Annotated in this window: 16 protein-coding genes and 2 pseudogenes; 11 read left to right on the top strand and 7 right to left on the bottom strand. The window is 72.3% G+C overall.

What is annotated here, in order from left to right; all coding sequences use genetic code 11:
• Positions 1-37: 37 nt before the first annotated feature.
• Complete coding sequence (locus ACQEVS_RS29690; protein ID WP_433025606.1) at positions 38-1,249, bottom strand: DNA/RNA non-specific endonuclease; 1,212 nt, start codon at positions 1,247-1,249, stop codon at positions 38-40.
• A 1,017-nt stretch (positions 1,250-2,266) separates the two neighbouring features.
• On the opposite strand from ACQEVS_RS29690, the gene ACQEVS_RS29685 reads away from it, so the two are divergent.
• The 3 genes from ACQEVS_RS29685 to ACQEVS_RS29675 all read left to right on the top strand — a co-directional run bounded on the left by ACQEVS_RS29685 (position 2,267) and on the right by ACQEVS_RS29675 (position 5,853).
• On the top strand, positions 2,267-3,589 hold the full coding sequence (locus tag ACQEVS_RS29685) for a hypothetical protein (protein ID WP_433025603.1): 1,323 nt from the start codon (positions 2,267-2,269) through the stop codon (positions 3,587-3,589).
• A gap of 519 nt (positions 3,590-4,108) precedes the next feature.
• The gene (locus ACQEVS_RS29680; protein WP_433025600.1) at positions 4,109-5,251 is read left to right on the top strand and encodes a sensor histidine kinase; all 1,143 of its coding nucleotides are present in this window, start codon (positions 4,109-4,111) and stop codon (positions 5,249-5,251) included.
• Positions 5,248-5,853, top strand: a complete 606-nt coding sequence (locus ACQEVS_RS29675; protein WP_433025597.1) for a response regulator transcription factor — start codon at positions 5,248-5,250, stop codon at positions 5,851-5,853. Before ACQEVS_RS29680 ends, ACQEVS_RS29675 begins: the two co-directional genes overlap by 4 nt.
• Before the next feature lie 2 nt (positions 5,854-5,855).
• On the opposite strand, the gene ACQEVS_RS29670 is transcribed toward ACQEVS_RS29675, so the two are convergent.
• The 3 genes and pseudogenes from ACQEVS_RS29670 to ACQEVS_RS29660 form a co-directional block, all read right to left on the bottom strand.
• Positions 5,856-7,427 (bottom strand): PH domain-containing protein, encoded by a 1,572-nt coding sequence (locus ACQEVS_RS29670; protein ID WP_433025594.1) that lies wholly within the window; start codon positions 7,425-7,427, stop codon positions 5,856-5,858.
• Positions 7,424-7,936, bottom strand: a complete 513-nt coding sequence (locus tag ACQEVS_RS29665) for a PH domain-containing protein (RefSeq protein ID WP_433025591.1) — start codon at positions 7,934-7,936, stop codon at positions 7,424-7,426. Before ACQEVS_RS29665 ends, ACQEVS_RS29670 begins: the two co-directional genes overlap by 4 nt.
• Positions 7,937-8,021: 85 nt before the next feature.
• A pseudogene (locus ACQEVS_RS29660) lies at positions 8,022-8,482 on the bottom strand (lipase family protein); the annotation flags it as partial.
• Positions 8,483-8,797: 315 nt separating this feature from the next.
• Here ACQEVS_RS29660 and ACQEVS_RS29655 point away from each other — a divergent pair.
• The 3 genes from ACQEVS_RS29655 (at position 8,798) to ACQEVS_RS29645 (ending at position 10,035) form a co-directional block, all read left to right on the top strand.
• Complete coding sequence (locus ACQEVS_RS29655; RefSeq protein WP_433025588.1) at positions 8,798-9,031, top strand: DUF397 domain-containing protein; 234 nt, start codon at positions 8,798-8,800, stop codon at positions 9,029-9,031.
• An 87-nt stretch (positions 9,032-9,118) separates the two neighbouring features.
• Positions 9,119-9,919 carry a helix-turn-helix domain-containing protein gene (locus tag ACQEVS_RS29650; RefSeq protein ID WP_433025585.1) on the top strand — a complete coding sequence of 267 codons (801 nt, stop codon included), beginning with the start codon at positions 9,119-9,121 and terminating at the stop codon, positions 9,917-9,919.
• Positions 9,838-10,035, top strand: a complete 198-nt coding sequence (locus tag ACQEVS_RS29645) for a Scr1 family TA system antitoxin-like transcriptional regulator (RefSeq protein ID WP_433028003.1) — start codon at positions 9,838-9,840, stop codon at positions 10,033-10,035. Before ACQEVS_RS29650 ends, ACQEVS_RS29645 begins: the two co-directional genes overlap by 82 nt.
• A 6-nt stretch (positions 10,036-10,041) precedes the next feature.
• Here ACQEVS_RS29645 and ACQEVS_RS29640 read toward each other — a convergent pair whose 3' ends face one another.
• Together ACQEVS_RS29640 and ACQEVS_RS29635 are read right to left on the bottom strand one after the other, a co-directional pair.
• The gene (locus ACQEVS_RS29640) at positions 10,042-10,881 is read right to left on the bottom strand and encodes an SAM-dependent methyltransferase (protein WP_433025582.1); all 840 of its coding nucleotides are present in this window, start codon (positions 10,879-10,881) and stop codon (positions 10,042-10,044) included.
• Positions 10,882-11,885: 1,004 nt separating this feature from the next.
• Entirely contained in the window at positions 11,886-13,673 is a 1,788-nt protein-coding gene (locus ACQEVS_RS29635) for a glycoside hydrolase family 15 protein (protein WP_433025579.1), read from the bottom strand.
• A gap of 244 nt (positions 13,674-13,917) precedes the next feature.
• Between ACQEVS_RS29635 and ctaD the strand changes: the two genes are divergently transcribed.
• On the top strand, positions 13,918-15,633 hold the full coding sequence (gene ctaD / locus ACQEVS_RS29630; RefSeq protein ID WP_433025576.1) for an aa3-type cytochrome oxidase subunit I: 1,716 nt from the start codon (positions 13,918-13,920) through the stop codon (positions 15,631-15,633).
• A complete protein-coding gene (ctaF, locus tag ACQEVS_RS29625; protein ID WP_433025573.1) occupies positions 15,633-16,022 on the top strand; it encodes an aa3-type cytochrome oxidase subunit IV in 390 nt (129 codons plus the stop codon). Before ctaD ends, ctaF begins: the two co-directional genes overlap by 1 nt.
• Before the next feature lie 12 nt (positions 16,023-16,034).
• On the opposite strand, the gene qcrB is transcribed toward ctaF, so the two are convergent.
• Complete coding sequence (gene qcrB, locus ACQEVS_RS29620) at positions 16,035-17,666, bottom strand: cytochrome bc1 complex cytochrome b subunit (RefSeq protein WP_433025570.1); 1,632 nt, start codon at positions 17,664-17,666, stop codon at positions 16,035-16,037.
• Between the two features lie 224 nt (positions 17,667-17,890).
• Here qcrB and ACQEVS_RS29615 point away from each other — a divergent pair, with 224 nt between their 5' ends.
• The 3 genes and pseudogenes from ACQEVS_RS29615 to ACQEVS_RS29605 all read left to right on the top strand — a co-directional run bounded on the left by ACQEVS_RS29615 (position 17,891) and on the right by ACQEVS_RS29605 (position 25,706).
• The gene (locus ACQEVS_RS29615; RefSeq protein WP_433025567.1) at positions 17,891-18,427 is read left to right on the top strand and encodes a hemerythrin domain-containing protein; all 537 of its coding nucleotides are present in this window, start codon (positions 17,891-17,893) and stop codon (positions 18,425-18,427) included.
• Between the two features lie 231 nt (positions 18,428-18,658).
• Positions 18,659-22,966 (top strand): HAMP domain-containing protein, encoded by a 4,308-nt coding sequence (locus ACQEVS_RS29610; protein ID WP_433025563.1) that lies wholly within the window; start codon positions 18,659-18,661, stop codon positions 22,964-22,966.
• 239 nt (positions 22,967-23,205) lie between these two features.
• A pseudogene (locus tag ACQEVS_RS29605) lies at positions 23,206-25,706 on the top strand (SpoIIE family protein phosphatase).
• Positions 25,707-25,725: the final 19 nt, after the last annotated feature.

Below are 25,725 nucleotides of genomic sequence, written 5' to 3'. Positions count from 1 at the left end.
TCGTGAGGTCGGAATCCGGCCGGAGCAGCGGATCCGATCAGTTTCCGAGGTTGAGTCCGCTGGTGGCCTGGGTGTTGGGGACGCTGGTGGTGAACATCAAACTCTCCGTTCCGTTCGCGCGCTGGACCTTGGCGCTCATGACGACCCCCGTGGGGATGGTGCTGGCGCCGTCCTGGTAGAGGGGCGTCACCTGGTAGAAGACCGCGTCATCCGACCCCATGCCGGGGTCCGCGACCTGGTCCTGCACCTGCTTCTCGTAGGTCCGCATGCTGGGCGTTCCGGTGTTCATCCCCACCTGCCAGCAGGGGACGAGGTTGGCCTGTCCGCCGTCCAGGATCTGCCCCTTCCCGCCGAGGATGTTGGCGATCAGGTGGCACCGGGCGATCGAGGCCGCGGGCGGGTGTGTGGCGACGAACTGCTGCGCGTCCTGCCAGCCGGTGATGTCCCCCGAAGCCGGGCTGCCCGTGCCGAGCGGGCGCCGCAGGCAAGCCTGCGCCCCGGTCGCCCGGGTGCCGGCCGGGCTGCTCGGGTCCGTCCGGTTGCGGTGCGGGACCGGTTGGGTGCTGTTCAGGATCCAGCCGGCACCGGAGTTGGCCGTCGAGATCTTCAGGCACGCGGCCTTCGGCCCGGAGAGGCGCTTGGTGGTGTGCGCTCCCATCTCGTGGCACAACTCGCCGGACAGGAGCCGGACGTACGACACCTCCGGGTCGACGGCGGCCGAGTACAAGCCGTCGGCCTGGTCCTTCTCGCTCTCGTCACCGCCCTGCCAGCTCTCGCGCAAGGCGAGGTTGCCGTGCCGGCTGTACTTCTGTGTGTAGTCGTTCGGCCCCGTGGTGGTGACGAGCCACTCGTAGCCGGTGGCCGGCGAGTTCAGGTCGAACCCGGTCTCCATGGCGACCGGATGGTGGTTGGCCTTCTCCTTGAGCCTGACCCAGGAGACGCCGCACGGTCTCTCGCCGCCCTCCTTGAGGGGGGCCTTGGCCTGCTGGGCGGCGCGCCGCAGCACGAGGTCCTTGGTGGCCGCCGGGATGGCGAGGGTCTTCCCGTCGGCCAGCCGCACGGTGACCTTGCCCGCGCGGTCCGGGGTCCCGTTGACCAGGCCGGTCACCCGCACCGTGGTCATGGGGGTCGTGATGGTACGTTCCGCCGGGCCCTTCGTGACGGCGCCCGAGCGGTCGGCGGCCGGTGCGGGCGGGGTGGCGGCCGTCGCTGTGCCGCCGAAGGCGACGGCCGCCACCGTCGCGGCCACCGTCGCACTGGACAGGGCACGGCGCAGCCGGTTGGGCTTCCGGCCCGGCCCTCCCTGATGGCGGCGTAAACCAGGTATGGACATGCTCGTCCCCTCTTCCTGTCTTCCGGTTGGTGGCGTCCCGTGCCCGTCCCCGGGTGGGCTCGGGCCTCATGCGGCCGCGGGTGCCGTCGGGCGGGGTCGGACCTCAACCGCGGGATGGCTCAGGGCCCGGTGGGTGAGGCGGGTGAGGCGGTCACACCGGGCGGCTACGCGTCCGGTCCGCCGGAACGACGGCAGGCGGCCCTGGTACTCGCACCCGCGCCCGGTCCGGAGAACGCCTCCGAGCGTGGTCACGAGAGATCGCTCCGTGCCGACCGGACGAGGCCATGGAGGGCCTGCCTCTCCTCGGGAGGGCGGTGTTCCTGACACGAGGTGCGGCACCAGTGATAGCGCGGGCGGGGGCTCACTCACCCGTTCTTGACATGATCTCCTCAATCGAAATGCCCGCTTCCGGCTCGAACGGAGTCGCCGGAAGGCAGGCACCGCCTTCGCCGGATCCCCCGCGCGGCGCCTGCCCGGCGACGGCGTGTCCCCGTCGTCCACGGACGGGTTCGGACGGCAGTGCGTACCCAGGGCGTCACGGAGCGCCGACCCAACACGGTTTGGGAAGGCCCAAGTCGGCCAGACGCCGCGACCGCTCGACGGCGGTCGGCCGCGCCGGCGGACGCCGGGGACCGTTCCGGCAGTCGGTGCACTGGGAAAGGGCGGCAGCGGATCTGCCCGGGCGGCGCGTCCGCACGATGACGGCGGCCGATCGTCGCCACGCACCGGGGAGTTCCGCCGCGCCAGGGCGGGGAAAAGCCGCCGAACAGCCCATGACGGGCCAGGCGTCCCACCCCGGACCGGCCGATTCCGTCGTCATCAACCCGCCGCCGCCGATGCTACGTTCGGCTCGCTCGATCACCGCTCCCCCACCACATCACTGGCAGGGCTCCGGCCTGGGGACGCAGGTCACCCGGCCAGGGAAAGGGCATCGTGAATCATCTGAGATCCTCCGGTCGCCGGGCCAGAAGGCTGGCCGTCCTTGCCGTGGCCGCCACCTCGGCGCTCGCCGCCCTCCAGATCACGGCCGGCCCCGCCACCGCGGCAGGGCACCCGAAGCCCGCCACCACCGCCGACCAGCCGAAGGTCGGTGACGCCTGTACCTCCGCCGACCTCGGCAAGCGGTACCCGTTCATCAAGAGCGCCCAAGTCCAGCCGACCATCACCCACTTCAAAGGCTGGTACGTCACCGAAGGGTCGACGGGCTCCCAGACGGTCGAGACCAGCACACAGACCGTGGTCACGGTCCAGGTCGGCCTCTCCGCCAACATCCAGGGCAGCTTCCAGATCGGCGTGCTCGGCCAGGTGGGCGGAACCCTGGGCCTCAACGTGCAGATGTCCTCCTCCACCACCAGCAGCCAGTCCAAGACGATCTCCTGGGACTTCCGCCGCCCCGGCTACTACGGCCTCTACGAGGGCACGAAGAAGGTCACAGGCCAGTACGGCAGCCTCAACTGCAACCGGGTGGACCTGGGCGGCGGCGCCTACGGCCTCAAGTGGGCCGAAGGTCCCGACAGCGGCAGCTACACCACCTACACGACCCTCGAAGAAGGCGCGGTGCGCTGCGAGGACAAGGTTCCCGCCAACAGCATCATGCGCAAGGCGCAGGCCCTCCTCGACTGCGGCTCCGCCACCGCCACCGCGAAGCACCCGGCCGGGCCGGTCCCCTCGGCGAAGGCCGACGAGGCCAGGCGCGAAGCCGAGAAGGCCGCCGAGGCGGAGACGGCTGCCAAGGCGGAGCACACCGCCAAGGCCCGGAAGAGCGTGAAGGCCACCAGGAGCCCGGCCCCCGCCACGCGGGCCGCCCTGAACTGCCAATCCGCCGTCTACCGGATCGACGTCCCCGGCAAGCCCCTGAACTGGAGCGCACCGCTCCTGGCCAACGACGGCATCCGCCTGCGCGAATCGAACTGGACCAGCGCCCACCTGGACAACTGGCGGCTGTGCAACGTGACGGAGCGCAACGGGATCATCGAGGCGTCCCTGTGGAACTGGGGCAACGGCGGGTGCGCGACCATCCCGGCGGACATCGCCAACCAGGAGCAGGCGTACCTGACGACGGCCACCTGCGGGGAGGACGACCTCCAGCGGTTCTACATCTACCGCGACGTACCCGGCAGCTCGAGGATCGGTGTGCAGAACAAGTACACCGGCTCCATGTTGGGTCACGACCGCTATGCGGACGGGGAGTTGATCCGCCAGTACTCCAGCGGCAGGCAGGACGGTACGGGTACGTACGCCCTGACCGGAGTCTGACGCCCCCTCCGGGGCCTCCGCGGGCCCGGCCCGTCCCGGACCGGCCCTGACCTCGGCCTACTGCCGGCCTGCCGCCGGCCTGCGTCGACGAACCGGTCGACGGACTCCACGGCGACGACCCGCCGGCCCTCGCCCGGCGGGTCGTCGGCACCGAGCAGGGGCACCGGTGGTGAGGTCGACCGGCCGGGCCTGATCGGCGCGCGTAACAGGCCACCGCCTGGCCGGCCGGGTCCGGGCTCCCGGTCCCGGGTCCCCGGATTGACCGGCCGTCAAAGGGACTACCGCGTTCCCGTTCCAGACGCACTCCAGACGCCCCGGGCCCGTCGCCTCTTCGCCCTCTGACACCCGCCTCGGCCCGCGCACAGGCCCCCACCGGCGGTGCAGGGGACGGCCCGCACCGCCGTCTCCCGCACCGGCCCGCGTCGTCCGTCCCGCATCGGCCCGCGCGCCCCCGGAAAGCGGGGTGGAGAAGCCGGGCGGGTAAGGTCACGCCGGTTGTCCGGACGAGGTGAGGGGGTCATGAGCAGGGCGTTCGCTGTTCGGGTGGGCGGAGTGGGGGCCGTCGGGGAGGCGGTGGGGTCCAAGGCGGCGCTGGTCGGGGCCGCGGTCGGGCTGCTGCCGCTGCTCGGGCTGCTGACGCCGCCGTCCGGGGCGGCCGACCGGCCGGGACGGCTGCTCGCGGCCGCGGCCGCGCTGGCGCTGTTCGGGGCGGTCCAGGTGGCCGTCGGGTGGTCGTACCGGACGGCCCGGTTCGGGGCGGGGTTCCGTTCGTGGCTGCTGCTGCCGCTCGTGGCGGCGGCCCTGGTCCTGCCGCTGTGGCTGGGCCGGGAGTGGACCCTGCTGCTGCCCTACCTGGCGTCGAGCGTGGCCGTCGCGGTGCCGCCGAGGCTGTGCGTGCCGGCCCTGGCGGGCACGGTCGGTCTGGCGTACGCCGTGGCCGGCCGGGTCGACCCCGCCGGCTCCGTTCCCACCGTGGTGCTGACCGCGGGGGTCGGCTTGGCCATGGCGACGTACCGGCGGATCCTGGACCTGAACGCCGAACTGCGGCGCACCCGGCGCGAGTTGGCCCGTTCCGCGGTGGCCGAGGAGCGGCTGCGGTTCGCCCGGGACGCGCACGACATGCTGGGCCACAGCCTGCTCCGGCTCATCCTGCACACCGAGGTGACCCGTCGGCTGTACCGCGCCGGCGAGACCGACGTGGAGGCGGAGCTCCGGAAGATCGAGGATCTGGGGCGGCAGGCGCTGGAGCGGGTGCGCGAGGCCGTCGGCGGCTACCGGCGGCTGCACATGTCCACAGTGGTCGAGGAGGCGCGGCCGACGCTCGCCGACGCGGGGGTGACGCTCGCCTTCGACGCCGAGGCGGCCGAGCTGCCCGAGGAGGTCGAGACGGTCCTGGGCTGGGTCGTCCGCGAGTCGCTCAGCAATGTGGTCAAGCACGCCGGCGCGGACCGTTGCACGGTCACGCTGCGGGTCACGGACCGCCGGGCGGTGCTGGACGTGAGCGACGACGGCCCGGGGCGCGGCCGTCCGACTCGCGCCGGCAACGGGCTGACCGGGCTCACGGAACGGGTGACGGCACTGGGCGGCCGGCTGCACGCGGGCGCCGCGCCGGGCGGCGGCTTCCGGGTGCGGGCGACCGTCCCCCTGGAGGGCGCGCGATGATCCGCCTGCTGCTGGCCGAGGACCAGGAGATGGTGCGTACCGCCCTCGCGACGCTGCTCGGGCTGGAGCCCGACATCGAGGTGGCCGGCGAGGTGGGCGACGGCGCCGAGGTGCTGCCCACCGCGCTGCGCGTCCGCCCGGACGTGTGTCTGCTGGATATCGAGATGCCCGGGTGCAGCGGGTTGGACGCGATGGAGGCGCTGCTGGCCGAGCTGCCCGGGACCAAGGTGCTGATCTTCACGGTGTTCGACCGCCCGGGCCATGTGCGACGTGCCATGGCGGCGGGGGCGAGCGGCTTCATCGGCAAGAACCGGCCGGCGGAGGAACTCGCGGTGGCGGTCCGGCGGGTGATGGCCGGCGAGACCGTGCTCGAGCCGGCCCTCGCCGCCGGCGCCCTGCGCACCGCGCCCAGCCCGCTCACCCCCCGGGAACGGGAGGTCCTCGCCGCCGCCCTCGACGGATCGCCGGTCGCGGCCGTCGCGAAGCGCGTACACCTCTCCGAGAAGACCGTGCGCAACTATTTGTCCGCCGCCATCGGCAAGACCGGCTGCGCCAACCGCTTCGAGGCGGCGCACCACGCGCGTGAGCGCGGCTGGCTGTGACGCTACGGGCGGTACGCCGGGGAGCCGGGCACCAGGAAGGGTTCCAGCCACTCCGGCCCGGCCGCGTCCGCCAGGGCGACCGCCGCCTCCACCGGGACGTCCGGCAGGTTGTAGTACTGCCGCCCGGCGGCGGTCGCCGCGGTGAGCGTGGTCAGGCCGGCTCGCCGCTGGAAGAAGGAGGCGTGGAAGATCCAGCCGGTCACCGCGTCCTCGCGCAGCACCTGGCGGCGGCGTACCAGTGAACCCCGCCCGATGACCAGCCGGCCGGCATGTCGTGCGTGCCCGAGGTTGCGGTAGCGGTCCCGGGCCAGCAGTTCGGCCGCCGGCGGCAGGAGCAGCACGGCCGCCCGGCTCCCGTGGGGCAGTTCCGTCCACCAGGGCCCGTCGGTCCACGCGGTCGCCGTCCAGACGAGGATGACGACGGCCGCCGCGCCGGCCCGCGCGCGGCGGAGCAGACGGCGCGCGGCACGGGGGCCGTGCGCCGTCAGCGGGCAGTCCACGGCCGAGGGCACGCCCGACACCGCCGCCGCGACCCGGCGGGCCTCGGCCAGCGGCGCGGGCGGCAGCAGCAGGGCGCCGCCGGGCCCACCGGTCCGCCCGGCCCGCGGGCCGGTGGTGACGGCCGTGCAGCGCGCGCCGCCGAGCAGCCGCAGCGGCAGGGTCTCGCTGATCTCCACCCCGCCGATCCGGCGTTCCTCCAGGGTGACCGAGCGCACGGTGGTGAGCCCGTGACGTGTCCGGAGGGTGCCGTCGGCGGCGCGGGTGAGCCGGAAGTTCCGGAAGGAGAAGGCGTAGCGGACGGCGGACAGCGCGGACGCCGCGAGCAGCGCCAGGGTGACGATCACGGCCGCCGAGAGACCGGCCGGGAGGTCGCCGAGGCGGCGGCCGAGCGCGCTCAGCCCGGGGATCCGGTCAGGGCCGAGTTTCTCCTCGTTGAGGAAGGTGGTGAACGACATCAGCAGCACGCCGGCGCCGGCCGGACCCATCAGGGTGACGGCGCCGAAACGTATCCAGCCGGGCCGGAACGCGGCGATCACCCCGTTCCGCGCCGGAAGCCGGCGCGCGGGGACCGCCGAAGGCCCGGCCGGCGCCCGGCGCAGCAGCTCGTCGCGCAGCCGCTCGGCCACCGTCGCGTCGAGCGCGTCCAGGACCAGTTCGTCCCCGTGCCGTCCGGACCGGCCGGTGCCGACGACCAGCCGCCGCAGGCCGAGGATCCGCTGGTACGGCCCGGAGACGGCGTCCACCGAGCGGACGCGGTCGCGCGGGACGGTCAGCAGCTCGCGCCGCAGCAGGCCGCGGCGGAGCAGGACTTGGTCGTCCGTCAGCCGGTAGGACGTGGCGAGCCAGCGGGCCGCACCGACGCCGACGGCGGCCACCAGGCCGATCAGGCCCCACAGTTGGGGTGGGTTGCGGCCGAGGAGCACGACCACCGCCAGGGGCGGCAGCAGCCGGACGGCCTCGCGGAGCGGGTGCACCAGGAGCATGCGCGGGCTCAGCCGCCGCCAATCCCCCGGGTCCTGCCCGTCGTCGGCCTGTCGCCCGGTCCGGGGCTCGCTCAGGGCCGACGGGCTCATGTGGCATCCCCCGTGGTCTCGCGGATCCGGCGGGAGAGGTCCTCGACGAGGCGGTCCGCGACCTCGTGGTCCAGCGCGTGGAGGTGGACCGGGCCGCGGGCGGAGGCCGTGGTGACGGTGACGTCGGCCAGGCCGAACAGCGAGTGCAGCGGGCCGCGGCGGACGTCCACGGTCTGGATGCGGGAGACCGGGACGATCCGCCGTTCCTGGTGGAACCACCCGTTCTGCGCGTAGACGGCGAGCGGCGCCGCCTCCCAGCGGTGGACGCGGTGGCGCCACCGCGGCATCACCACCAGGTGCGCGGCGGCGATCGTCACCGTGACCGCCGGCCATACCGGTCGGCCGGGGGCTGTGTGGTGCAGGGGCGTGCCGAAGAGAAGGACCGTCTCGGCGACGAGGAGGGCGGCCCAGCCGGCGCCCGCCCGGACCGTCCAGAACAAGGGCGCGCGACGGCTGACCCGCTCGGAGGGAGGCCGTAGGGTCGTCCCGGCCTGTGGAGGAACTGTCACCCTCCCACCCTGGCCGGATCCGGCGGCGGCTCCCAGGGCGTCGCGTCCCCGGTTTCCCGGGACGGATGTCCCTGGTCGCCAGGGGTCAGCGCAGGTTCTTCTCCAGCGCGGCGATGTACCGGTGGATCGAGTGGTCGCGGATGCCGTCGCTCGCCGGGGCGAAGGCGTCCGCGGTCAGGCCCTTCGCCCTGTCGGCGAGGCCGCCGAAGAACGACATGGACTCGCGGACCCTGCCGTCGGCGTCGATGTACCGCAGGGTCTCGACGTGGGTGTACGCCGGCTCGGGTGGCAGCTGCGGCACGATGTCGTTGTTGTTGACGCACGTCCGGGTAGACGGACTCCAGCGCCTCGGCGAAGCCGTAGTGGACGTAGCCGGTCTTCGCCGGGCCGGGCCAGGGCGGGTGGTGGCGTCGGAAAGCCAGTCCTTGATCTGCGCCGGTTCGGTGCCCCGGAAGGCGAAGACGATCATGTCGTCGCAGGCCATCGTGTACGCCTGGTGTCCTCCAGCGGGAACGGCGGCGTGAAGCGCGTCTCATGGTGCCGCACGAGCGCATCTCAGACGTTGCCGTGGGACGCGGGCGGCAAAGAATTCCCCAGCCGGATTCACCCGAAAAGGCGTGCTGTGGCGTGTGCCGGTGACGGTGGCACCCGGCTGCCCGGTGGCCCCATCAGGCAGCCCAGACGAACGGCGGCACAGCACTTGTCACGCGTTTTTCAACCACACACTTTCGGGGGACACCACTGGGCGCTCCGCACTGCCTAGCATTCTCATCACCCCTTCCCATGCAATTGCATATGGGAAATGGTGATCTTGTCCAAAGTAAACCCGCAGGTCAGAAGCGCAAGGGAGAGGTCATTCACATGATCTTCAGCAACGGCACGCCGGCGAGCGCCTTCGCGGACGCGCAGTGGGTCAAGAGCAGCGACAGCATCGGCGAGGGCAACTGCGTGGAGCTGGCCCAACTGCCGGGCGGGGAGGTGGCGGTGCGCAACTCCCGCTTCCCCGACGGGGCGGCCCTCGTCTACACCCGGGAGGAAATGGTCGCCTTCCTCCGGGGCGCCAAGCGCTGCGAGTTCGACGGCCTGGTCGACTGAGGCCGAAACCGTAGGCCATAGGTAGAACGGCGGGCATCCAACCTCCATGCTGGGTCCGGCACGTGTCGGTCGCGCAGGGGAGAGTGGATGTCTGCCGTTCCCAAGCCTCAGCCAGAGCAGGCTGTTTCCCTCACCGGTCCCGTCACCGGCCGGCGAGGCGACCAGAAGCGGTCGGGCTCCACCCGCCTCCTCGGCGACGAACTCCGCAGGATGCGCCAGGAACGCGGTCTGGGCCTGAAGGACGTCGCGCCGGTGATCCGGGGGTCGGTCTCCAAGGTCAGCCGGCTGGAGCGCGGCGAGAGCCCGCCGAAGGAACGGGACGTCTGGGACCTCGTCCATTTCTACCGGGTACCGGCGGAACGGCTGCACATGATCGAGGAGTTGCTGCGGCAGACGCGCAGCGAGGAGTGGTGGCAGCAGTACACGGATGTCACCCCCGCCTTTCTGCGCCGGCTCATCAGCCTGGAAGGCCAGGCGGAGAAGATCTACACATACGAGACCCACGTCGTCCCCGGCCTCCTCCAGACGCCGGCCTACACCCGGGTGCTGATCAGTGCCGCTCTGCACGGAGCGAGCGAGGAGGCCATCGAGCGCCGGGTGCGGTTTCGCCAAAGCCGACGGGCGGCGTTCAGCGCGGGTCGCCCCAGGGTGGTCGCGCTGCTGGAGGAAGCGGTTCTGCGCCGGCTCGTGGGCAGCCCCGAAGTGATGCGGGAACAGCTCCAGTACCTGGTCGACATCGGCCGGCAGGGCGGCGTCAACATCCGGGTGATCCCGTTCCTGAAGGGTGCCGACGCCGTGCCGTTGTCATCGGTCACCCATCTCTACTTCGACGACGGCGGCCCCCCGAGCTGGTCTACCTGGAGCACCTCAACAGCGCCCAGTATCTGACCCGCCCGAGGGAGATCGACCAGTACCGGCACGTCCTGAACCGGCTGAGCAGCTGCGCCGCCGGCCGGAAGGAGAGCGAACGCCTTCTGGAGAAGGCGATCGCCGAGTTCGGCTAGGCAGCGCTAGTCGCGAAGGCGCGCCACTCCGCCCCACTCGACCCATTCCTCGGGGCGTTTGGCCGGGAGTGGTGCCGCCGGGTCGGCCCGCCAGTCGATGACGTCGACCAACCCCGGCTCCAGGACGTCGAGGCCGTCGAAGTAGGCGCGGACTTCGTCCTTTTCCCGCACCCTGCCCCACCTGTCGCCGGTGCTGCGCGCCATGAGCTCGGTGACCTGGCGGCGGATGGCGGGATCATCGCTGACGAGCTGGCAGATCACCATGAGGTTGCCGGGCCCGAGTTCCCTCAGACGTTCCGCGGTGCGGCGGACGACCGCACGGGGATCCCGTGCGTCATCGGTGTCGGGCAGGCAGTGCAGAACGGAGACGAAGAGCGCCGCTGTGCGGCGGCCGGGCTTGATGAGGTCGCGGACGGCCTGATGCTCGAAGATCTCGTCCGTCTCCCGCATATCGGCGGAGACGACCGCCGTGTTGCGGTTCTCGTCCAGCGTGGTGCGGCCGTGGGCCAGGACGATCGGGTCGTTGTCGACGTAGACGACGCGGCAGTCGGGGTCGATCCGCTGGGCCACCTGGTGCACGTTGTCCTGGGTGGGGAGACCCGATCCGTGGTCGAGGAACTGCTCGACTCCGTACTCACGGACCAGGATGCCGACGACGCGGCGGAGGAAGGCCCGGTTGTGGAGGGCGATTTCGCGGGAGCTTGGTGCGATTTTGAGTAGTTCGGAGCAGGCTGCGCGATCCGATTGGTAGTTTTCGATTCCTCCTAATAACCAGTCGTACATGCGAGCCACGCTCGGTACGTTTGGGTCGATGTCGGAAATTGGCTCTTTCTCTCTGCGGACCACGTTGCCCCCTTCGGTTGCGGTCCGGCCACGACAAGAAGCCGCCCATCGTAGGGCGGCTTGGCAGTGCGTGACAGACCCCGATCGGGGGGCCGACAGGGACGCGGGTGGATCGCGTCAGCAATACGAGTGATGGTGGGCGGCGGCACTCCGCCGCCCACCGCGCTCACTCAGTGGCGCCCCCAGCGGAGGACGACCACCAACTCACGGGCGTGAGTCGAGGCGTTCCCCAGCAGGTGAAAGACGCTCTCAAGGGGGAGGCAGCCGGCCAGGAAGGCCGCCACGACCAAGACCGGAAGGATCAGCCGCCTGACGGGCACCCTTATTTCACCTGCCCGCGGGCACGTTCCCCCCGCACTCGGGGCGGGCATAATGGAGTCGGACGTCGAGGGCGCCTCTTCGCGCTGTCGGCATTCAGGCATGTCCAATCGACCTTTCAAGCAGGGGACGTTGGTTCATGTTCGGCGGCTGCGGGCTATCACCCCGCAGTCGCCTCATACTTTTTGGCAGGTGCTGTCACCGCCGCGACATCAGCTTAGCGGCGGACATTCACGATCGCGGCCACTCGGACGGCCAGCGACCTGCTCATGCAAAAAAATCGCGGGAAAAAGACGGTGGACGCCAACTTCCCTTCGTCAAGCCGCCTACAGGGATTGATCGGTACTGTGCGAACTCGATCAACCCGCTGCGCATCAGCCGACCGACATATGAGCCAAAGCGATCAAAGAAGGGGGCGGTGCAAACCTGGGAAGAGTCGCCCGGCCCTCCGGACAACGCGCACCCCGCAACCGAATTCACTCGTCAGGGTGAATTTTTCCCCGCTTACCAGTCCTCGGCTGCACATGCACATGCAAAAAATAGCAAATTGCTTCAGCACACTTCCTGGCCCCCAGGCAGGAAGTGACACGCCCCTTCCCCCTGGTTAGCAGCCCCATCACCCCCGGCGCATACGCCATTTGCCCCCACCCGGCCCCGAACAGCGCGTGACGCTCGTCACTTTCCAGCTGTCAGCCGTCCGCCCAAGGCCCCGCCAGCCGCGCCGCGCACTCCAGCATCAGCGCGTGGACGAACGCCTGCGGCAGGTTGCCCCGCAGCTGGTGCTGGGCGACGTCGTACTCCTCCGAGTAGAGGCCGGCGGGGCCGCAGGCGGCGCGGTTGCGTTCGAACCAGCGGAAGGCGGACACCTCGCGGCCCTGCTGGTGTTCGGCCAGGGCGGTGATGAAACCGCAGAGGAGGAAGGCTCCTTCGGCCTTCTCCAACGGCTGCTCGCCGTGGCGGAAGCGGTAGGCGTAGTGGTCCTCGGTGAGTTCGGCGACGTAGGCGCGGAGCGTGGCGCGGGTGCGCGGGTCGTCGGCGGGGACGGCGCCGCGCAGTGGCGGCAGCAGCAGGGCGCCGTCCAGGCCGGGGTCCTCGGGCGAGCGCTGCCAGCGGCCGGACGGGTGGAGGCAGTGGGCGGCGGTGTCCGCCACCAGGCGGTCGGCGAGGGCGCTCCACGCGGCGGCTTGCCTGCCGGGGGCGACGCCGGCGGCGCACCGCAGGCCGGCCGCGCAGGACAGCCGGCTGTGCGCCCAGCGGCGGGGGCGCAATTCCCATACGCCGGCGTCCGGTTCGTGGCCGCGGCGGGCGATGGTGTCGGCGGCGATCTCGGCGGCCCGCCAGCCGTCGGCGTCCAGCCGGTCGTGCCGTGCGGCGGTGCCCAGCAGGAGCAGGGCCTCGCCGAAGGCGTCGAGCTGGAACTGTCCGCTGACCTTGTTGCCTACGCGGTCGAAGCCGCCGGGGTAGCCGGGCAGGTCGAGTTCGCGTTCGTCGGGGATGACGTGCCCGTCCATGGTGTAGGCGGGGGCCATGCGGGGGCCGTCGTCGTGCAGGCGGGCGGTGACGAAGCGGACGGCGTCGTCGAGCAGGGCCGTGTCCCCGGCGGCGGCGACGGCCTGTCCGGCGTAGCACTGGTCGCGGATCCACACGTACCGGTAGTCGTAGTTGCGGCCTTCCTCGGCGCGTTCGGGGAGGCTGGTGGTGGCCGATGCCACCATGCCGCCGGACGAGCCGGTCAGTCCGCGCAGGACGGTGTAGGCGCGGCGGGCGTCGGTGCGGGCGACGGTGCCGTCGAGCGGCGGGACGGCGGCGTGCCAGGCGTCCTCGGTGGCCCGCCACAGGGTGTCGGGGTCCGGTGGCCGGTCGGGCAGCGGCCGGTCGCCGATCTCCAGGACGAGGTCGAGGCACTCCCCGGCCTCCACCGTCGGCTCCGAGACCAGCCGCCGTCCCCCGGCGTCGGCCGGCCGCGGGTCGGGGAAGCGGCCGGACCAGCGCACCGAGAGGTCGCCGGCGTGTCCGGCCCAGACACCGGGGGCCCGGCGGGAGAAGCCCCGCAGCGGGTACCGGCCGAAGGCGGCGCACGGTTCGAGGGCGACGGTCAGCCGGGCGGGGTGCCGGCAGGGCATGATCCGCCGGAGGAGGACGGCGTGGTGGGGGTCGCCGGGGAAGGCGAGGGCCTCCCGGCACTCGAGGATGCCGTCGTCGGTGACCCAGCGGCTGCGCCAGATGAGTGTCCCCTCCTCGTAGTAGCCGCCCCACACGCACCGCCCCACGGGGGTGACCAGGTAGACGCCCGTGCCGCCGACGAGGGTGGAGAAGACCGCGTCCGAGTCCCAGCGGGGGGCGCACATCCAGGCGTACTCGCCGCGGGGTCCCACGATGACGCCGCGCTCGCCGTCGGCCAGCAGCGCGTACTGGCGCAGCGGCTGGGGTGCGAGGTTCCCCCCGTCGGGGGTGTTCTCTGGTGTGGTTGCGGTCATCGTCGCTCTCGGCCGTCGTACTCCCCCGCCCGTGGGGCCGCGGTGGCCCGCCGGGCCGTGCGGCGCCGCACGGAGCGCCGGTGATTGCCTAACCGCCGGGCGGGTGGCGCAAACCGGGGCGGGCCGTCGGGCGGTGGGGAGCGCCGGATGCCACCGACGAGGTTTCGGACGCGTTCGCCCCGGCTACACCGCAGGCGCCGGTTTCCGCCCGGCTCGCGTATTTCCCCCGTGTCCCGGAGGCCACATGACGCACGTGGACGATCAGCGGTTCGGCCGGCCGGTGCCGGTCTCCGAGAACCCCCGCGTCCGGACCGGAGGACGCGTCAGGGACTACGTGACCACGACCGATCACAAGACGATCGGCAACATGTATCTGGTCACCTCGTTCGGCTTCTTCCTGCTGGGCGGGGTGCTGGCCATGCTGATGCGCGCGGAGCTGGCGCGCCCGGGGCTGCAGATCGTCAGCACCACGCAGTACAACCAGCTGTTCACGATCCACGGCACCGTCATGATGCTGCTCTTCGCGACGCCGACGTTCACGGGTTTCGCCAACGCCGTCATGCCGCTGCAGATCGGCGCCCCGGACGTGGCGTTCCCCCGGCTCAACGCCCTGACGTACTGGCTGTTCCTGTTCGGCGGGCTCATCGTGGTGTCCGGGCTGGTGGTGCCGGGCGGGGCGGCGTCCTTCGGCTGGTTCGCGTACACGCCGCTGAGCCGTGCGGTCCACTCCCCCGGGGCGGGCGGCGACCTGTGGGCCATGGGGCTGGTGCTGTCGGGGCTGAGCACGACCCTGGGGGCCGTCAACTTCATCGCCACGATCGTCTGCCTGCGGGCGCCGGGGCTGACGATGTTCCGGATGCCGATCTTCACCTGGAACGTCCTCTTCACCTCCATCCTGGTGCTGCTGGCGTTCCCCGTGCTGACGGCGGCACTGCTCGCCCTGGAGGCGGACCGGAAGTTCGGGGCGCGCGTCTACGACCCGGCCACCGGCGGTTCGCTGCTGTGGCAGCACCTGTTCTGGTTCTTCGGCCATCCGGAGGTCTACATCGTCGCCCTGCCGTTCTTCGGCGTGGTGACCGAGATCATCCCGGTGTTCAGCCGGAAGCCCGTCTTCGGCTACGTCGGGATGGTCGGCGCGACGATCTCCATCACGATGCTCTCGGCCGTCGTGTGGGCGCACCACATGTTCGCCACGGGCGCGGTCCTGCTGCCGTTCTTCTCGCTGATGTCGTTCCTGATCGCGGTGCCGACGGGCATCAAGTTCTTCAACTGGATCGGCACCATGTGGCGCGGCAGCATCTCCTTCGAGACGCCGATGGTGTGGGCGATCGGCTTCCTCGTCACCTTCCTGCTGGGCGGGCTGAGCGGGGTGATGGTGGCCTCGCCGCCGCTCGACTTCCACCTCACCGACTCGTACTTCGTCGTCGCCCATCTGCACTACGTCCTGTTCGGGACGATCGTCTTCGCCATGTTCGGCGGTTTCTACTTCTGGTGGCCCAAGTTGACGGGCCGGATGCTGGACGAGCGGCTGGGGAAGGTGCACTTCTGGACCCTGTTCGTCGGCTTCCAGCTCACGTTCCTGGTGCAGCACTGGCTGGGCGAGGCGGGCATGCCCCGCCGCTACGCCGACTACCTGGCCGCCGACGGCTTCACCACGCTCAACACCGTCTCGTCCATCGGCGCGTTCCTGCTGGGCGGGTCGACGCTGCCGTTCCTCTACAACGTCTGGAAGACGGCCCGGTACGGGGAGCGGGTGGAGACCGACGATCCCTGGGGGTACGGCCGGTCCCTGGAGTGGGCGACCTCCTGTCCGCCGCCGCGCCACAACTTCGACGCGCTGCCCCGCATCCGCTCCGACTCGCCCGCCTTCGACCTGCACCACCCGGAGGCGCGCGAGCTCCGCCGCGGGGCGGGCGAGGCCGTGGAACCGACCCCCGATCCGCTGGGAGAGCAGCGCTGATGAAGTCCGAGGCGATCCTCTTCGCGGGTGTCGCGGTGTTCTTCCTCTTCACCGACGCCCTCTACACCTGGTGGGCGCGGGAGCCCGCGGGTACCGCCGCGCTGACCGTGGCCCTGGTGATGTCGGGTGTCATCGCGTTCTTCTGCGCGATGAACTACCGGCGCAAGGGCCGGCGTCCGGAGGACGTGCCCGGGGCGGAGGTGCGGGAGCGGGCCGGCACCCTCGACTTCTTCCCGCCGCACAGCGCCTACCCGCCGGTCACGGCCGTCGGCATGGCGCTGATGGGCGTGGGGGTCGTCTTCGGGCTGTGGCTGTTCCTCATCGGCTGCGGGGTGATGCTGGCGGGCGTGTTCGGGATGGTGTTCCAGTTCACCGACGTGGAGGTGTGAACAGCGCCGGGGTCACTCCTCCGACTCCGGCAGGGGCCCCGCGGTCCGCCCGGTGATCTGCAGGCGCTGTTCGTCCGTCGCCGGCATGTCGACCCGGTCCCGGTAGAACCAGGCGCTCAGCGCCGCCCGCAGCCGCTCCCGCCGGGGTGCCCCCTCCCCCGGGCGGGCCGACGGCAGCGGCACGTCCCGTACCAGCAGCTCGTAGCGGTGCGCGGCGTCGAGCGGCCGGTGCCGCTCGGTGAGGCCGCCGGACGCGCTCTGGCCGACGATGCCGGACTCCTCGCCCTCCTCCAGCAGCAGCCGGTCGTGGGCCTGCAGCGCCAGGCAGACCCGCTTGGTCACCATGAAGGCGAGCACCGGGCCGGCCACCAGCGCCACCCGGAAGATCCAGGTCAGGGTCTCCACCGAGACCCGGAAGACGGACGCGGTCACGTCGTTGCCGCCCGCGGCCAGCAGCACCGCGTAGCAGACGAGGGCGGCCACGCCCAGGGCGGTCCGCACCGGGCGGTCGCGGGGCCGGTCGCACACGTGGTGTTCCCTCAGGTCGCCGGTGATCCACCGTTCGAAGAAGGGGTACAGGTAGAGCACGAGGAACAGCAGGGCGGGCAGCAGCACGGCCGGGACGAGGACGTTCCACATGATCGTGTGCCCGGCCACCGCGTTCTCCCACGGCGGCATCAGCCGCAGCGCGCCCTCCAGGAAGCCGACGTACCAGTCCGGCTGGGCGTCGGTCGAGACCTGGTCCGTGCGGTAGGGGCCGAAGTCCCACACCGGGTTGATCTGGGCGACGCCGCCGAGCACGGCGAGCACCCCGGACACCATCAGGCACAGCCCGGCGGACTTGGTGGCGAACTGCGGCACCATCGGCTGCCCGACGACGTTCCGGTTGGTCCTGCCGCGCCCGGCCCACTGGGTGTGCTTGAGGTAGACCACCATCACCAGGTGCAGCCCGACCAGCGCCATCAGGGCCAGCGGGACGAAGTAGACGTGCACGGCGTACAGCCGGTGGATGATCGAGTGCCCGGGGTAGGAGCCGCCCCACAGGAGGAAGCCGAGGTAGGTCCCGGCGACGGGGATCGAGGTCACGATCGTGTACGCGGTCCGCATCCCGGTCCCCGACAGCAGGTCGTCCGGCAGCGAGTACCCGCAGAAGCCCTCCAGCAGGGCCAGCAGGAACAGGGTGACGCCGACGACCCAGTTGAGCTCCCGGGGGCGGCGGAACGCGCCGGTGAAGAAGACGCGCAGCAGGTGCGTCCCGAGGGCGGCGACGAAGACCAGGGCCGCCCAGTGGTGCATCTGGCGGATCAGCAGGCCGCCGCGCACGTCGAAGCTGATGTGCAGCGTCGAGGCGTAGGCGTCGGACACCCGGAGGCCGCGCAGCGGGCCGTACGAGCCGTCGTACACGCCTTCGGTCATGCTCGGGCTGAAGAACAGCGTCAGGTAGCTGCCCGTGAGCACCAGGACCACGAAGGAGTACAGCGCGAGCTCTCCGAGGAGGAAGGACCAGTGGTCCGGGAACGCCTTGCGCAGCAGCTGCCGGCCTGCCTCCGAGACCGGGGCCCGGCGGTCGAGTGCCGTGTAGCCCAGGACGGCCGCCTCGCGCGCCCGTGCCTCGATCCTCGCCTTCCGCTTCCGCACCAGCACACGCCGCTCCTCGTTCGTCCGCCCGGGTACCCGGAGCATGGACGGCCGGCCGCCCGAACGCGGCGGGCGACACGGCCGGGCGGGGCAGGGCCCTCCGTATGCCGCAAGCCGGTGCGCGGCCGGGTGCGCTGGCCCAAGTGGGCCCTTGGGGCGCGCCGTCCGATCGGGCGGGCCCGCGGCCGGGAAGGAGAACGGCGGATCATCCGCCCTCCGGAGGGAGCAAGGTGCCGGAACGTCCCGACCTCATCGGCGAACTGACGGCCGAACACCGGGCGATCGACGCGCTGTTCGACGGCATCCGGGCGGCGGCGCCCGGCAGCCCCGAGCGCAAGGGCCTCGCCGACGACGTCACCGCACGGCTCGCGCGGCACGCGAAGGCCGAGGCGCGGCACCTCCACCCCGCGGTGCGCCGGTACGTGCCCGGCGGCTCGGCGTGGGTGGAGCGGGAGCTCGCGGACCACGGCCGGATCGACGGCATCCTGCGGGAGGTGGCGGGCCGGGGCCCGGAGGACCCGCTGTTCACCCGTTCGCTGGTGGCCCTGGTCGAGCAGGTGAGCCTGCACGTCCTGGAGGAGGAGCAGCGGCTGTTCCCCCGGCTGCGGGCCGGGTGCCCGCCGGACGTGCTGCGGGATCTCGGCGGGCGGGTGCGCGCGGACCGGGGCGCACCCGCCGTTCCGGTGGGCCCGCCGCCTCGCGGCACGTGGGGCGCGCGCCTGGTGCGGGCGGTCCTCGGCGCCGCTCCGTCCGGGGGGCGGCGGTAGCGGGGCCCCGCTCGTCCACAGGCGGAACCGCCGGGTCATCCACAGGAAGAGCCGCGGACCGACCACGCTTGACGCGGTCCGAGTATCCTTCCCCACGGCCGTACAGCCGCTGTACGGAGTGATGAAGCGGATCGACGAGCCGGGCGACGGGTGAACGGCGGACAACGGGCGGCACGGGAGACCATGTCCCGTGTGCCGCCCCTTGCCGCGTCGGCGGGTGGGAGAGGCGAGATGGGCGAGTCCACGGCCGGCGCGGCGGCGACCGCGGTACCGGGCTGCAGGCAGGGCGACGGCGAGGGTCCCGACGTGGGCGAGGCGGAGCTGCGGCAGCTGCTGGCCGGGCTGACGGCCGTGCGCGACGGCGACTTCGGCATCCGGCTGCCGGAGGACGCCGACGGGCTGCTCGGCGAAATAGCGACCGTCTTCAACGGCATGACGGACCAGCTCTCCCAGTTCACCTCCGAGGTGACCCGGGTCGCCCGCGAGGTGGGCAGTGAGGGCCGGCTCGGCGGCCAGGCGCGGGTGCCGGGGGTCTCCGGCACCTGGAAGGACCTCACCGACTCGGTGAACGCGATGGCGGGCAACCTCACCACGCAGGTCCGCGACATCGCGCAGGTGGCCACCGCGGTGGCCAAGGGCGACCTGTCGCAGAAGATCGACGTGGCGGCGCAGGGCGAGATCCTGGAGCTGAAGAACACCGTCAACACGATGGTCGACCAGCTGTCCGCCTTCGCCGACGAGGTGACCCGCGTCGCCCGCGAGGTCGGCAGCGAGGGACGGCTCGGCGGTCAGGCGCAGGTGCCCGGTGTGGGCGGGGTGTGGCGGGACCTGACCGACTCGGTCAACTTCATGGCCGGCAACCTCACCGCCCAGGTCCGCAACATCGCCCAGGTCACGACGGCCGTGGCCAAGGGTGATCTGTCGCAGAAGATCACGGTGGACGCGCGTGGCGAGATCCTCGCCCTCAAGAACACCATCAACGCCATGGTCGACCAGCTGTCCGCCTTCGCCGACGAGGTCACCCGCGTCGCCCGCGAGGTCGGCACCGAGGGGCGGCTCGGAGGTCAGGCCGACGTCGAGGGCATCTCGGGGACCTGGAAGAACCTGACCGAGTCGGTCAACGTGATGGCCGACAACCTCACGGCGCAGGTGCGGTCGATCGCGCAGGTCACCACGGCGGTGGCCAAGGGCGACCTCTCACAGAAGATCAACGTCGGGGCGCGCGGCGAGATCCAGGAGCTGAAGGAGACCATCAACACGATGGTCGACCAGCTCTCCTCGTTCGCCGACGAGGTGACCCGCGTCGCCCGCGAGGTGGGCACCGAGGGGAACCTCGGCGGCCAGGCGACCGTGCGCGGGGTCTCGGGCACGTGGAAGGACCTGACCGACAACGTCAACGTGATGGCGTCCAACCTCACCGGGCAGGTCCGCTCGATCGCCCAGGTGGCGGCGGCGGTGGCGCGCGGCGACCTGTCGCAGAAGATCACCGTGGAGGCGAAGGGCGAGGTCGCCGCGCTCGCCGACGTGATCAACCGGATGGTCGACACGCTGTCCGCCTTCGCCGACGAGGTCACCCGGGTGGCCCGCGAGGTCGGCACCGAGGGGATGCTCGGCGGCCAGGCGCGGGTGCCCAACGTCGCGGGCACCTGGAAGGACCTGACCGACAACGTCAACTCGATGGCGAACAACCTCACCGGGCAGGTCCGCAACATCGCGCAGGTCACCACGGCCGTCGCCAACGGCGACCTGACCCGCAAGATCGACGTGGACGCCCGCGGCGAGATCCTCGAACTGAAGACCACCATCAACACGATGGTCGACCAGCTCTCGTCGTTCGCCGCCGAGGTCACCCGCGTCGCCCGCGAGGTCGGCAGCGAGGGCCGGCTCGGCGGGCAGGCCGAGGTCGAGGGCGTCTCGGGCACCTGGAAGCGGCTCACGGAGAACGTCAACGAGCTGGCCGGGAACCTCACCCGGCAGGTGCGGGCGATCGCCGAGGTCACCAGCGCCGTCGCGGAGGGCGACCTGACCCGGTCGATCACCGTCGAGGCATCCGGCGAGGTCGCCGACCTGAAGGACAACATCAACGCGATGGTCCGCTCCCTGCGCGAGACCACCCGAGCCAACCAGGAGCAGGACTGGCTGAAGTCCAACCTGGCCCGCACCTCCGGGATGATGCAGGGCCACCGCGACCTCGCCCTCGTCGCCCGGCTGATCATGGAGGAGCTGACCCCGCTCGTCGGCGCCCAGTACGGCGGCTTCTACCTCGCCGAGGAGGCGGAGGACGGCCCGTCGCTGCGCATGATCGGCTCGTACGGGCGTCCCGAGGGCGGCGACGGGGCCGAGGCGCCGCGCTTCTCGTTCGGGCAGTCGCTCGTCGGGCAGGCGGCCGCCGGGCGCCGGACGATCGCGGTGGACGACCTGCCCGCCGCGTCGGTCACCGTGTCCTCCGGGTTCGGGTTCATCGAGCCCTCGCACCTGGTGGTCCTGCCGATCGTGGTCGAGGACCAGGTGCTCGGCGTGATCGAGCTGGCCTCCGTCCACCGCTTCACGCCCGTGCAGCGGGACTTCCTGGAGCAGCTGCGCGAGACCATCGGCGTCAACGTCAACACCATCATCGCCAACGCTCGTACGGATGAGCTGCTGGACGAGTCGCAGCGGCTGACCGCGGAGTTGCAGACCCGCTCCGAGGAGCTCCAGGTCGGCCAGGAGGAGCTGCGGCGCTCCAACGCCGAACTGGAGGAGAAGGCGGCGCTGCTCGCCCGGCAGAACCGCGACATCGAGACGAAGAACCTGGAGATCGAACAGGCCCGCCAGGAGCTGGAGACCCGCGCGCAGGAGCTCGCGCTGGCCTCCAAGTACAAGTCGGAGTTCCTGGCCAACATGAGCCACGAGCTGCGCACCCCGCTCAACAGCCTGCTGATCCTGGCGCAGTTGCTGTCCCAGAACCCGAGCGGCAACCTCACGGGCAAGCAGGTCGAGTACGCGGAGATCATCCACTCGGCCGGCTCCGACCTGCTCCAGCTCATCAACGACATCCTCGACCTGTCGAAGGTCGAGGCGGGGAAGATGGACATCTCCCCCGAGTGGGTGCCGCTGGACCGGCTGCTCGCCTACGTGGAGTCGACGTTCCGGCCGATGACCGGCCAGAAGGGGCTCGGCTTCGACGTGGTGACCGAGCCGGGCGTGCCCGTCGCCCTGCTCACCGACGACTCGCGCCTCCGCCAGGTGCTGCGCAACCTGCTGTCCAACGCGGTGAAGTTCACCGAGACCGGGCACGTCGAGCTGAGCATCGAGCCGGTCACCGGCGCCGAGCTGCCGCCCGCCGTTCAGCGGCACGGCGCGGCGCTCGCCTTCCGGGTGCGGGACACCGGCATCGGCATCGCCGAGCACCAACTGGAGGCCATTTTCGGCGCGTTCCAGCAGGCGGACGGCACCACCAGCCGCAAGTACGGCGGGACGGGGCTCGGCCTGTCGATCAGCCGGGAGATCGCTTATCTGCTCGGCGGGTCGATCACCGCCCACAGCGCACTGGGCGAGGGCAGCACGTTCACCCTCTACCTGCCGGTCGCCCGGCCGGACTTCCACGAGCAGACGCCCTCCTCCCCCGAGGCCGAGCCTCGGCTCCAGGCCGAGGGCACCGAGGCCGACCGGCGGTCCGCGCCGGCCGTACCGCGGCAGCGGCGCCTGCTCGTCATCGAACAGCAGCCGCGCGGGCTGCTGTCGATGGTCGCCGAGAGCGCCCGCGCCGGCCTCACCCCCACCCCCGGCGCGACGGCGCCGGACACGGTCGACATCATCAGCGCCGTCGGCGCGCAGGAGGCGGCGACCGTGCTGGCCACCGAGGTCTGCCACTGCGTCGTCCTCGACCTCGACATGCCCGACGACGAGGTGCTGCGCTTCGTCGAGGCCATGGGCGCCGACCCGGCGCTGCGCACCATGCCCGTACTGGCCCACAACAGCCGGAGCGTCGGCACCCCGCGCGAGCGGGAGATCCGGGAGCGGTTCGCCGGCCGGCCGCTCGACCTGCTCTCCAGCCTCGACGAGCTGCGGCAGCGGATCACGCTGCACCTGTCGGCGGACCGGCCCGGCGACGTCCCGCCGGCGCTGCCCGCGGCCCGGGAGGCGCGCCCGGCCCCCACGAGAGCGCCGGGGCGGGATCCGGTGCTGACCGGGCGCACGGCCCTGGTCGTCGACGACGACGCCCGCAACCTCTACGCGCTCACCGGCATGCTCGAACTCCAGGGGATGACCGTGCTGCACGCCGAGAACGGGCGGGCCGGCATCGAGACGCTCACCGGGCATCCCGAGGTCGACATCGTGCTGATGGACGTGATGATGCCGGAGATGGACGGGTACACGGCCACGGCGGCCATCCGGGCCATGCCCGCGTACGCCGACCTGCCGATCATCGCGGTGACGGCCAAGGCGATGCCGGGCGACGAGGAGAAGACCATGGCGTCGGGGGCGAGCGACTACGTCACGAAACCGGTCGACGCCGACGACCTGATCGGTCGCATCCGCCGCAGGCTGGCACCGTGACCGCCGGTCCGGCGTCCGCCGTCCACCGCCCGTGCCGTCACCGAGGAGCGTCGTAAGTGGAAGAGGGACGGCGGGACGCCTCCTTGGACAGCGGTTCCCCCGACGCCGGCTCGGCGTACGGCGGCTCGGCGGGTGCCGCCTCGTCGGACGACGGTCATGCGGACGGCGGTTCCGTGGGCAGCGGTCACCCGGCCGGCGGCTCGTCGGCCGGCTTCTCGGGAGGCGTCCCCTCGCCACCCGTGGGCGTCGCTCCGGCCGGCCCGGTACCGGCGCCGCGCTCCGGCGCGGACGGCCCTCCGGTCGCCGGTGACGGCCCGGCCGCTCCCGGCCTCCCCGGCGCGCCCGCGGGCGGACCCGGTGGCCGGGGCGCGTCCGGCGAGGGCGACGATCCGCCCGCCTCCGGTCTCGGCCGGCTCGCCGCCACCGTGGCGCGGCTGCGCGAGGAGGTGCTGCGCGCGCACGCCGCCGCGGACGGGCGGGCGCTGCTGGAGATGGCCAAGGGCGTGCTGATGGAACGGCTGCGGCTGAGTCCGGTGCAGGCCGCCCGGCAGTTGGACGAGCTGGCCGAGGCCGCCGGCGTCCCCCGCTGGAGCTCGCCGCCGACATCGTCAACCAGGCGGCGCGGGACCGGCTCTCCGACGCGGCGCGGGACTTCCTCGCCCGGGTGCGCGACGCGGCCGAGGACCCGGCGGCCGACGGGTCATCGGTCAGCGTGCGGCTGCGGACCGCCGAGAGCGGCGCGCTCGCCGCCGGGGACACCCAGGCCGTCGCCCGCGCGCTGCTGGAGCACGCCCTGTCGCCGCTCGGCGCCGCCGCCGTCGCCATCTGGGCGTCCGGCTCCGGCGGTTCCCTGCGCCTGGCCGGGTACGCGGGCATACCGGCGGACGAGGCCGTGCGCTGGCACTACGTACCGCCGGGGGTGGCCACGCCCGCCCGCCGGGCGCTGGCCGCCCGCGAACAGCTGTGGTTCGACGACCTGTCCGCCACCGGGCTGCCGTCCGTGGCCCACCGGCTGCTGCCGGCCGGCGGCCGGGTCGTGGTGCCGGTGGAGACGCAGGGGCGGATCCTCGGCGTGCTGGAGATCTGCTGGCCGGGCGCGCCGACGCAGCGCATGCCCGCCGTGCGGCGGCAGTTCGACGCGCTCGCCGAGCTCGTCGCGCACACCCTGGAGACGCTGCCCGCCGCCCGTCCCGAGCCGGCGCCGGCCGATCCGGGCCCCGGACTCGTCGAGCTGGCCGACAGCCTGTACGACCCGGCGCTGGTGCTGCGCGCCGAGTCGGACGAGCGGGGCCGCCTGGTCGACTTCCGGATCCGGCACGCCAATCCGCGGTTCACCGATCCGGGCGGCCGGCCGCGCGGCGCGGTCGCCGGCGCCCTGCTGCTGGAGGCGTATCCGCTGGCGGCGGAGGAGAACGGGCTGTTCGCCAAGGTGGAGCACGTCCACGCCACGGGTGAGCCGTTCCGCGCCGAGGGCATGCCGTTCACGGCGATCGTCGGGCAGGTGCCGGTGCCCACCACGGCGGACGTCAGCATCAGCCGGCACGGCCGGGAGGTGCTGCTGATCTGGCGGCTGGCCGGGGAGACGGCCCGCCTCGCCCATCTGCTGCGGCACGCCCAGCGGCTGGGCCGGATCGGCGGGTTCGAGGAGGACCTCACCACCGGGCGGATCATCTGGAGCGAGCAGCTGTTCTCGCTGCACGGGCTGCCCGCGGCCGCGCCCACGGTCCCGCTGGAGCAGTTGGCCAGCCTGGCCCATCCGGACGATACGGCGGCCATCGGCCGGTTCCTGCGGACCCTCTTGCACCACCGCAGGCCCGCGTCCACGGCCTTCCGGCTGCAGCGGCCGGACGGCATCACGCGGCACATCCGCGTCGTCGCCGAGCCGGTTCTCGACGCCGACGGGCGGCTGGTCGCGGTGCGCGGCGCGTTCCAGGACATCTCGGCGCAGCACTGGACGGAGGTGGCGCTGGCGGCCACCCGCGACCAACTGGCGTACAGCGAGCAGCGGACGGCGGAGCGCAACCGGCTGGCCCGGCAGCTCCAGCAGGCCATCATGCCGCCCGCGCACGGCCCGATCGACGCCCCGGACCTGGACATCGCGGTGCGCTACCGTCCGGCCGAGGACGACAGCCTCGTCGGCGGCGACTGGTACGACGCGATCGTGCTGCCGTCGAAGCGGGTGTTGCTGTCGGTGGGGGACGTGGCCGGGCACGGCATCGAGGCGGCCACGGGCATGGTGGCGCTGCGCAACGCGCTGCGCGGCCTGGCGACCACCGGCGCCGGCCCGGCCCAGCTGCTGGGCTGGCTCAACCTCGTCGCCCACCACCTCACCGACCAGGTGACCGCCACGGCCATCTGCGCGCTGTACGACACGGAGACCCGGGTGCTGCGGTGGGCCCGCGCGGGCCATCTGCCGCCGGTGCTGATCCGCGGCGGGCGTGCGGAGACGGTCCCGCTGGTGCGGGGGATACTGCTCGGCGCCATCGGGGAGACGGAGTACGAGGAGGGCGAGATCCAGCTCCAGCAGGACGATGTGCTGCTGCTGTACACGGACGGTCTGATCGAGCGGAAGGACCGCTCCCTGGAGGACAGCCTGGAGCAGCTGGTGGCGACCGCCACTCGGGGCGGCGCCACCCTGGAGCAGCGGCTGGACCGGCTGCTCACCCACAGCAGTTCGGACACCGACGACGACACGTGTGTGGTCGGCGTACGGCTGCGGTCGCCGGATCCGAGGGACTGACGTCCCGCTCACGGGCGTG

The organism is Streptomyces sp. CA-181903 (genome assembly GCF_050937075.1).
Classification (GTDB): Bacteria; Actinomycetota; Actinomycetes; order Streptomycetales; family Streptomycetaceae; genus Streptomyces.
The sequence above is the reverse complement of the archived record's forward strand: the minus strand, read 5'-3'. Positions and strand labels throughout refer to the sequence as shown.

Excerpts from the sequence above, each read along its gene's own strand:
- ACQEVS_RS29680 (WP_433025600.1), top strand. The coding sequence starts at position 4,109 with ATGAGCAGGGCGTTCGCTGTTCGGGTGGGCGGAGTGGGGGCCGTCGGG.
- ACQEVS_RS29675 (WP_433025597.1), top strand. The coding sequence starts at position 5,248 with ATGATCCGCCTGCTGCTGGCCGAGGACCAGGAGATGGTGCGTACCGCC.
- ACQEVS_RS29670 (WP_433025594.1), bottom strand. The coding sequence starts at position 7,427 with ATGAGCCCGTCGGCCCTGAGCGAGCCCCGGACCGGGCGACAGGCCGAC.
- ACQEVS_RS29655 (WP_433025588.1), top strand. The coding sequence starts at position 8,798 with ATGATCTTCAGCAACGGCACGCCGGCGAGCGCCTTCGCGGACGCGCAG.
- ACQEVS_RS29650 (WP_433025585.1), top strand. The coding sequence starts at position 9,119 with ATGTCTGCCGTTCCCAAGCCTCAGCCAGAGCAGGCTGTTTCCCTCACC.
- ACQEVS_RS29635 (WP_433025579.1), bottom strand. The coding sequence starts at position 13,673 with ATGACCGCAACCACACCAGAGAACACCCCCGACGGGGGGAACCTCGCA.
- ctaD (WP_433025576.1), top strand. The coding sequence starts at position 13,918 with ATGACGCACGTGGACGATCAGCGGTTCGGCCGGCCGGTGCCGGTCTCC.
- ctaF (WP_433025573.1), top strand. The coding sequence starts at position 15,633 with ATGAAGTCCGAGGCGATCCTCTTCGCGGGTGTCGCGGTGTTCTTCCTC.
- ACQEVS_RS29610 (WP_433025563.1), top strand. The coding sequence starts at position 18,659 with ATGGGCGAGTCCACGGCCGGCGCGGCGGCGACCGCGGTACCGGGCTGC.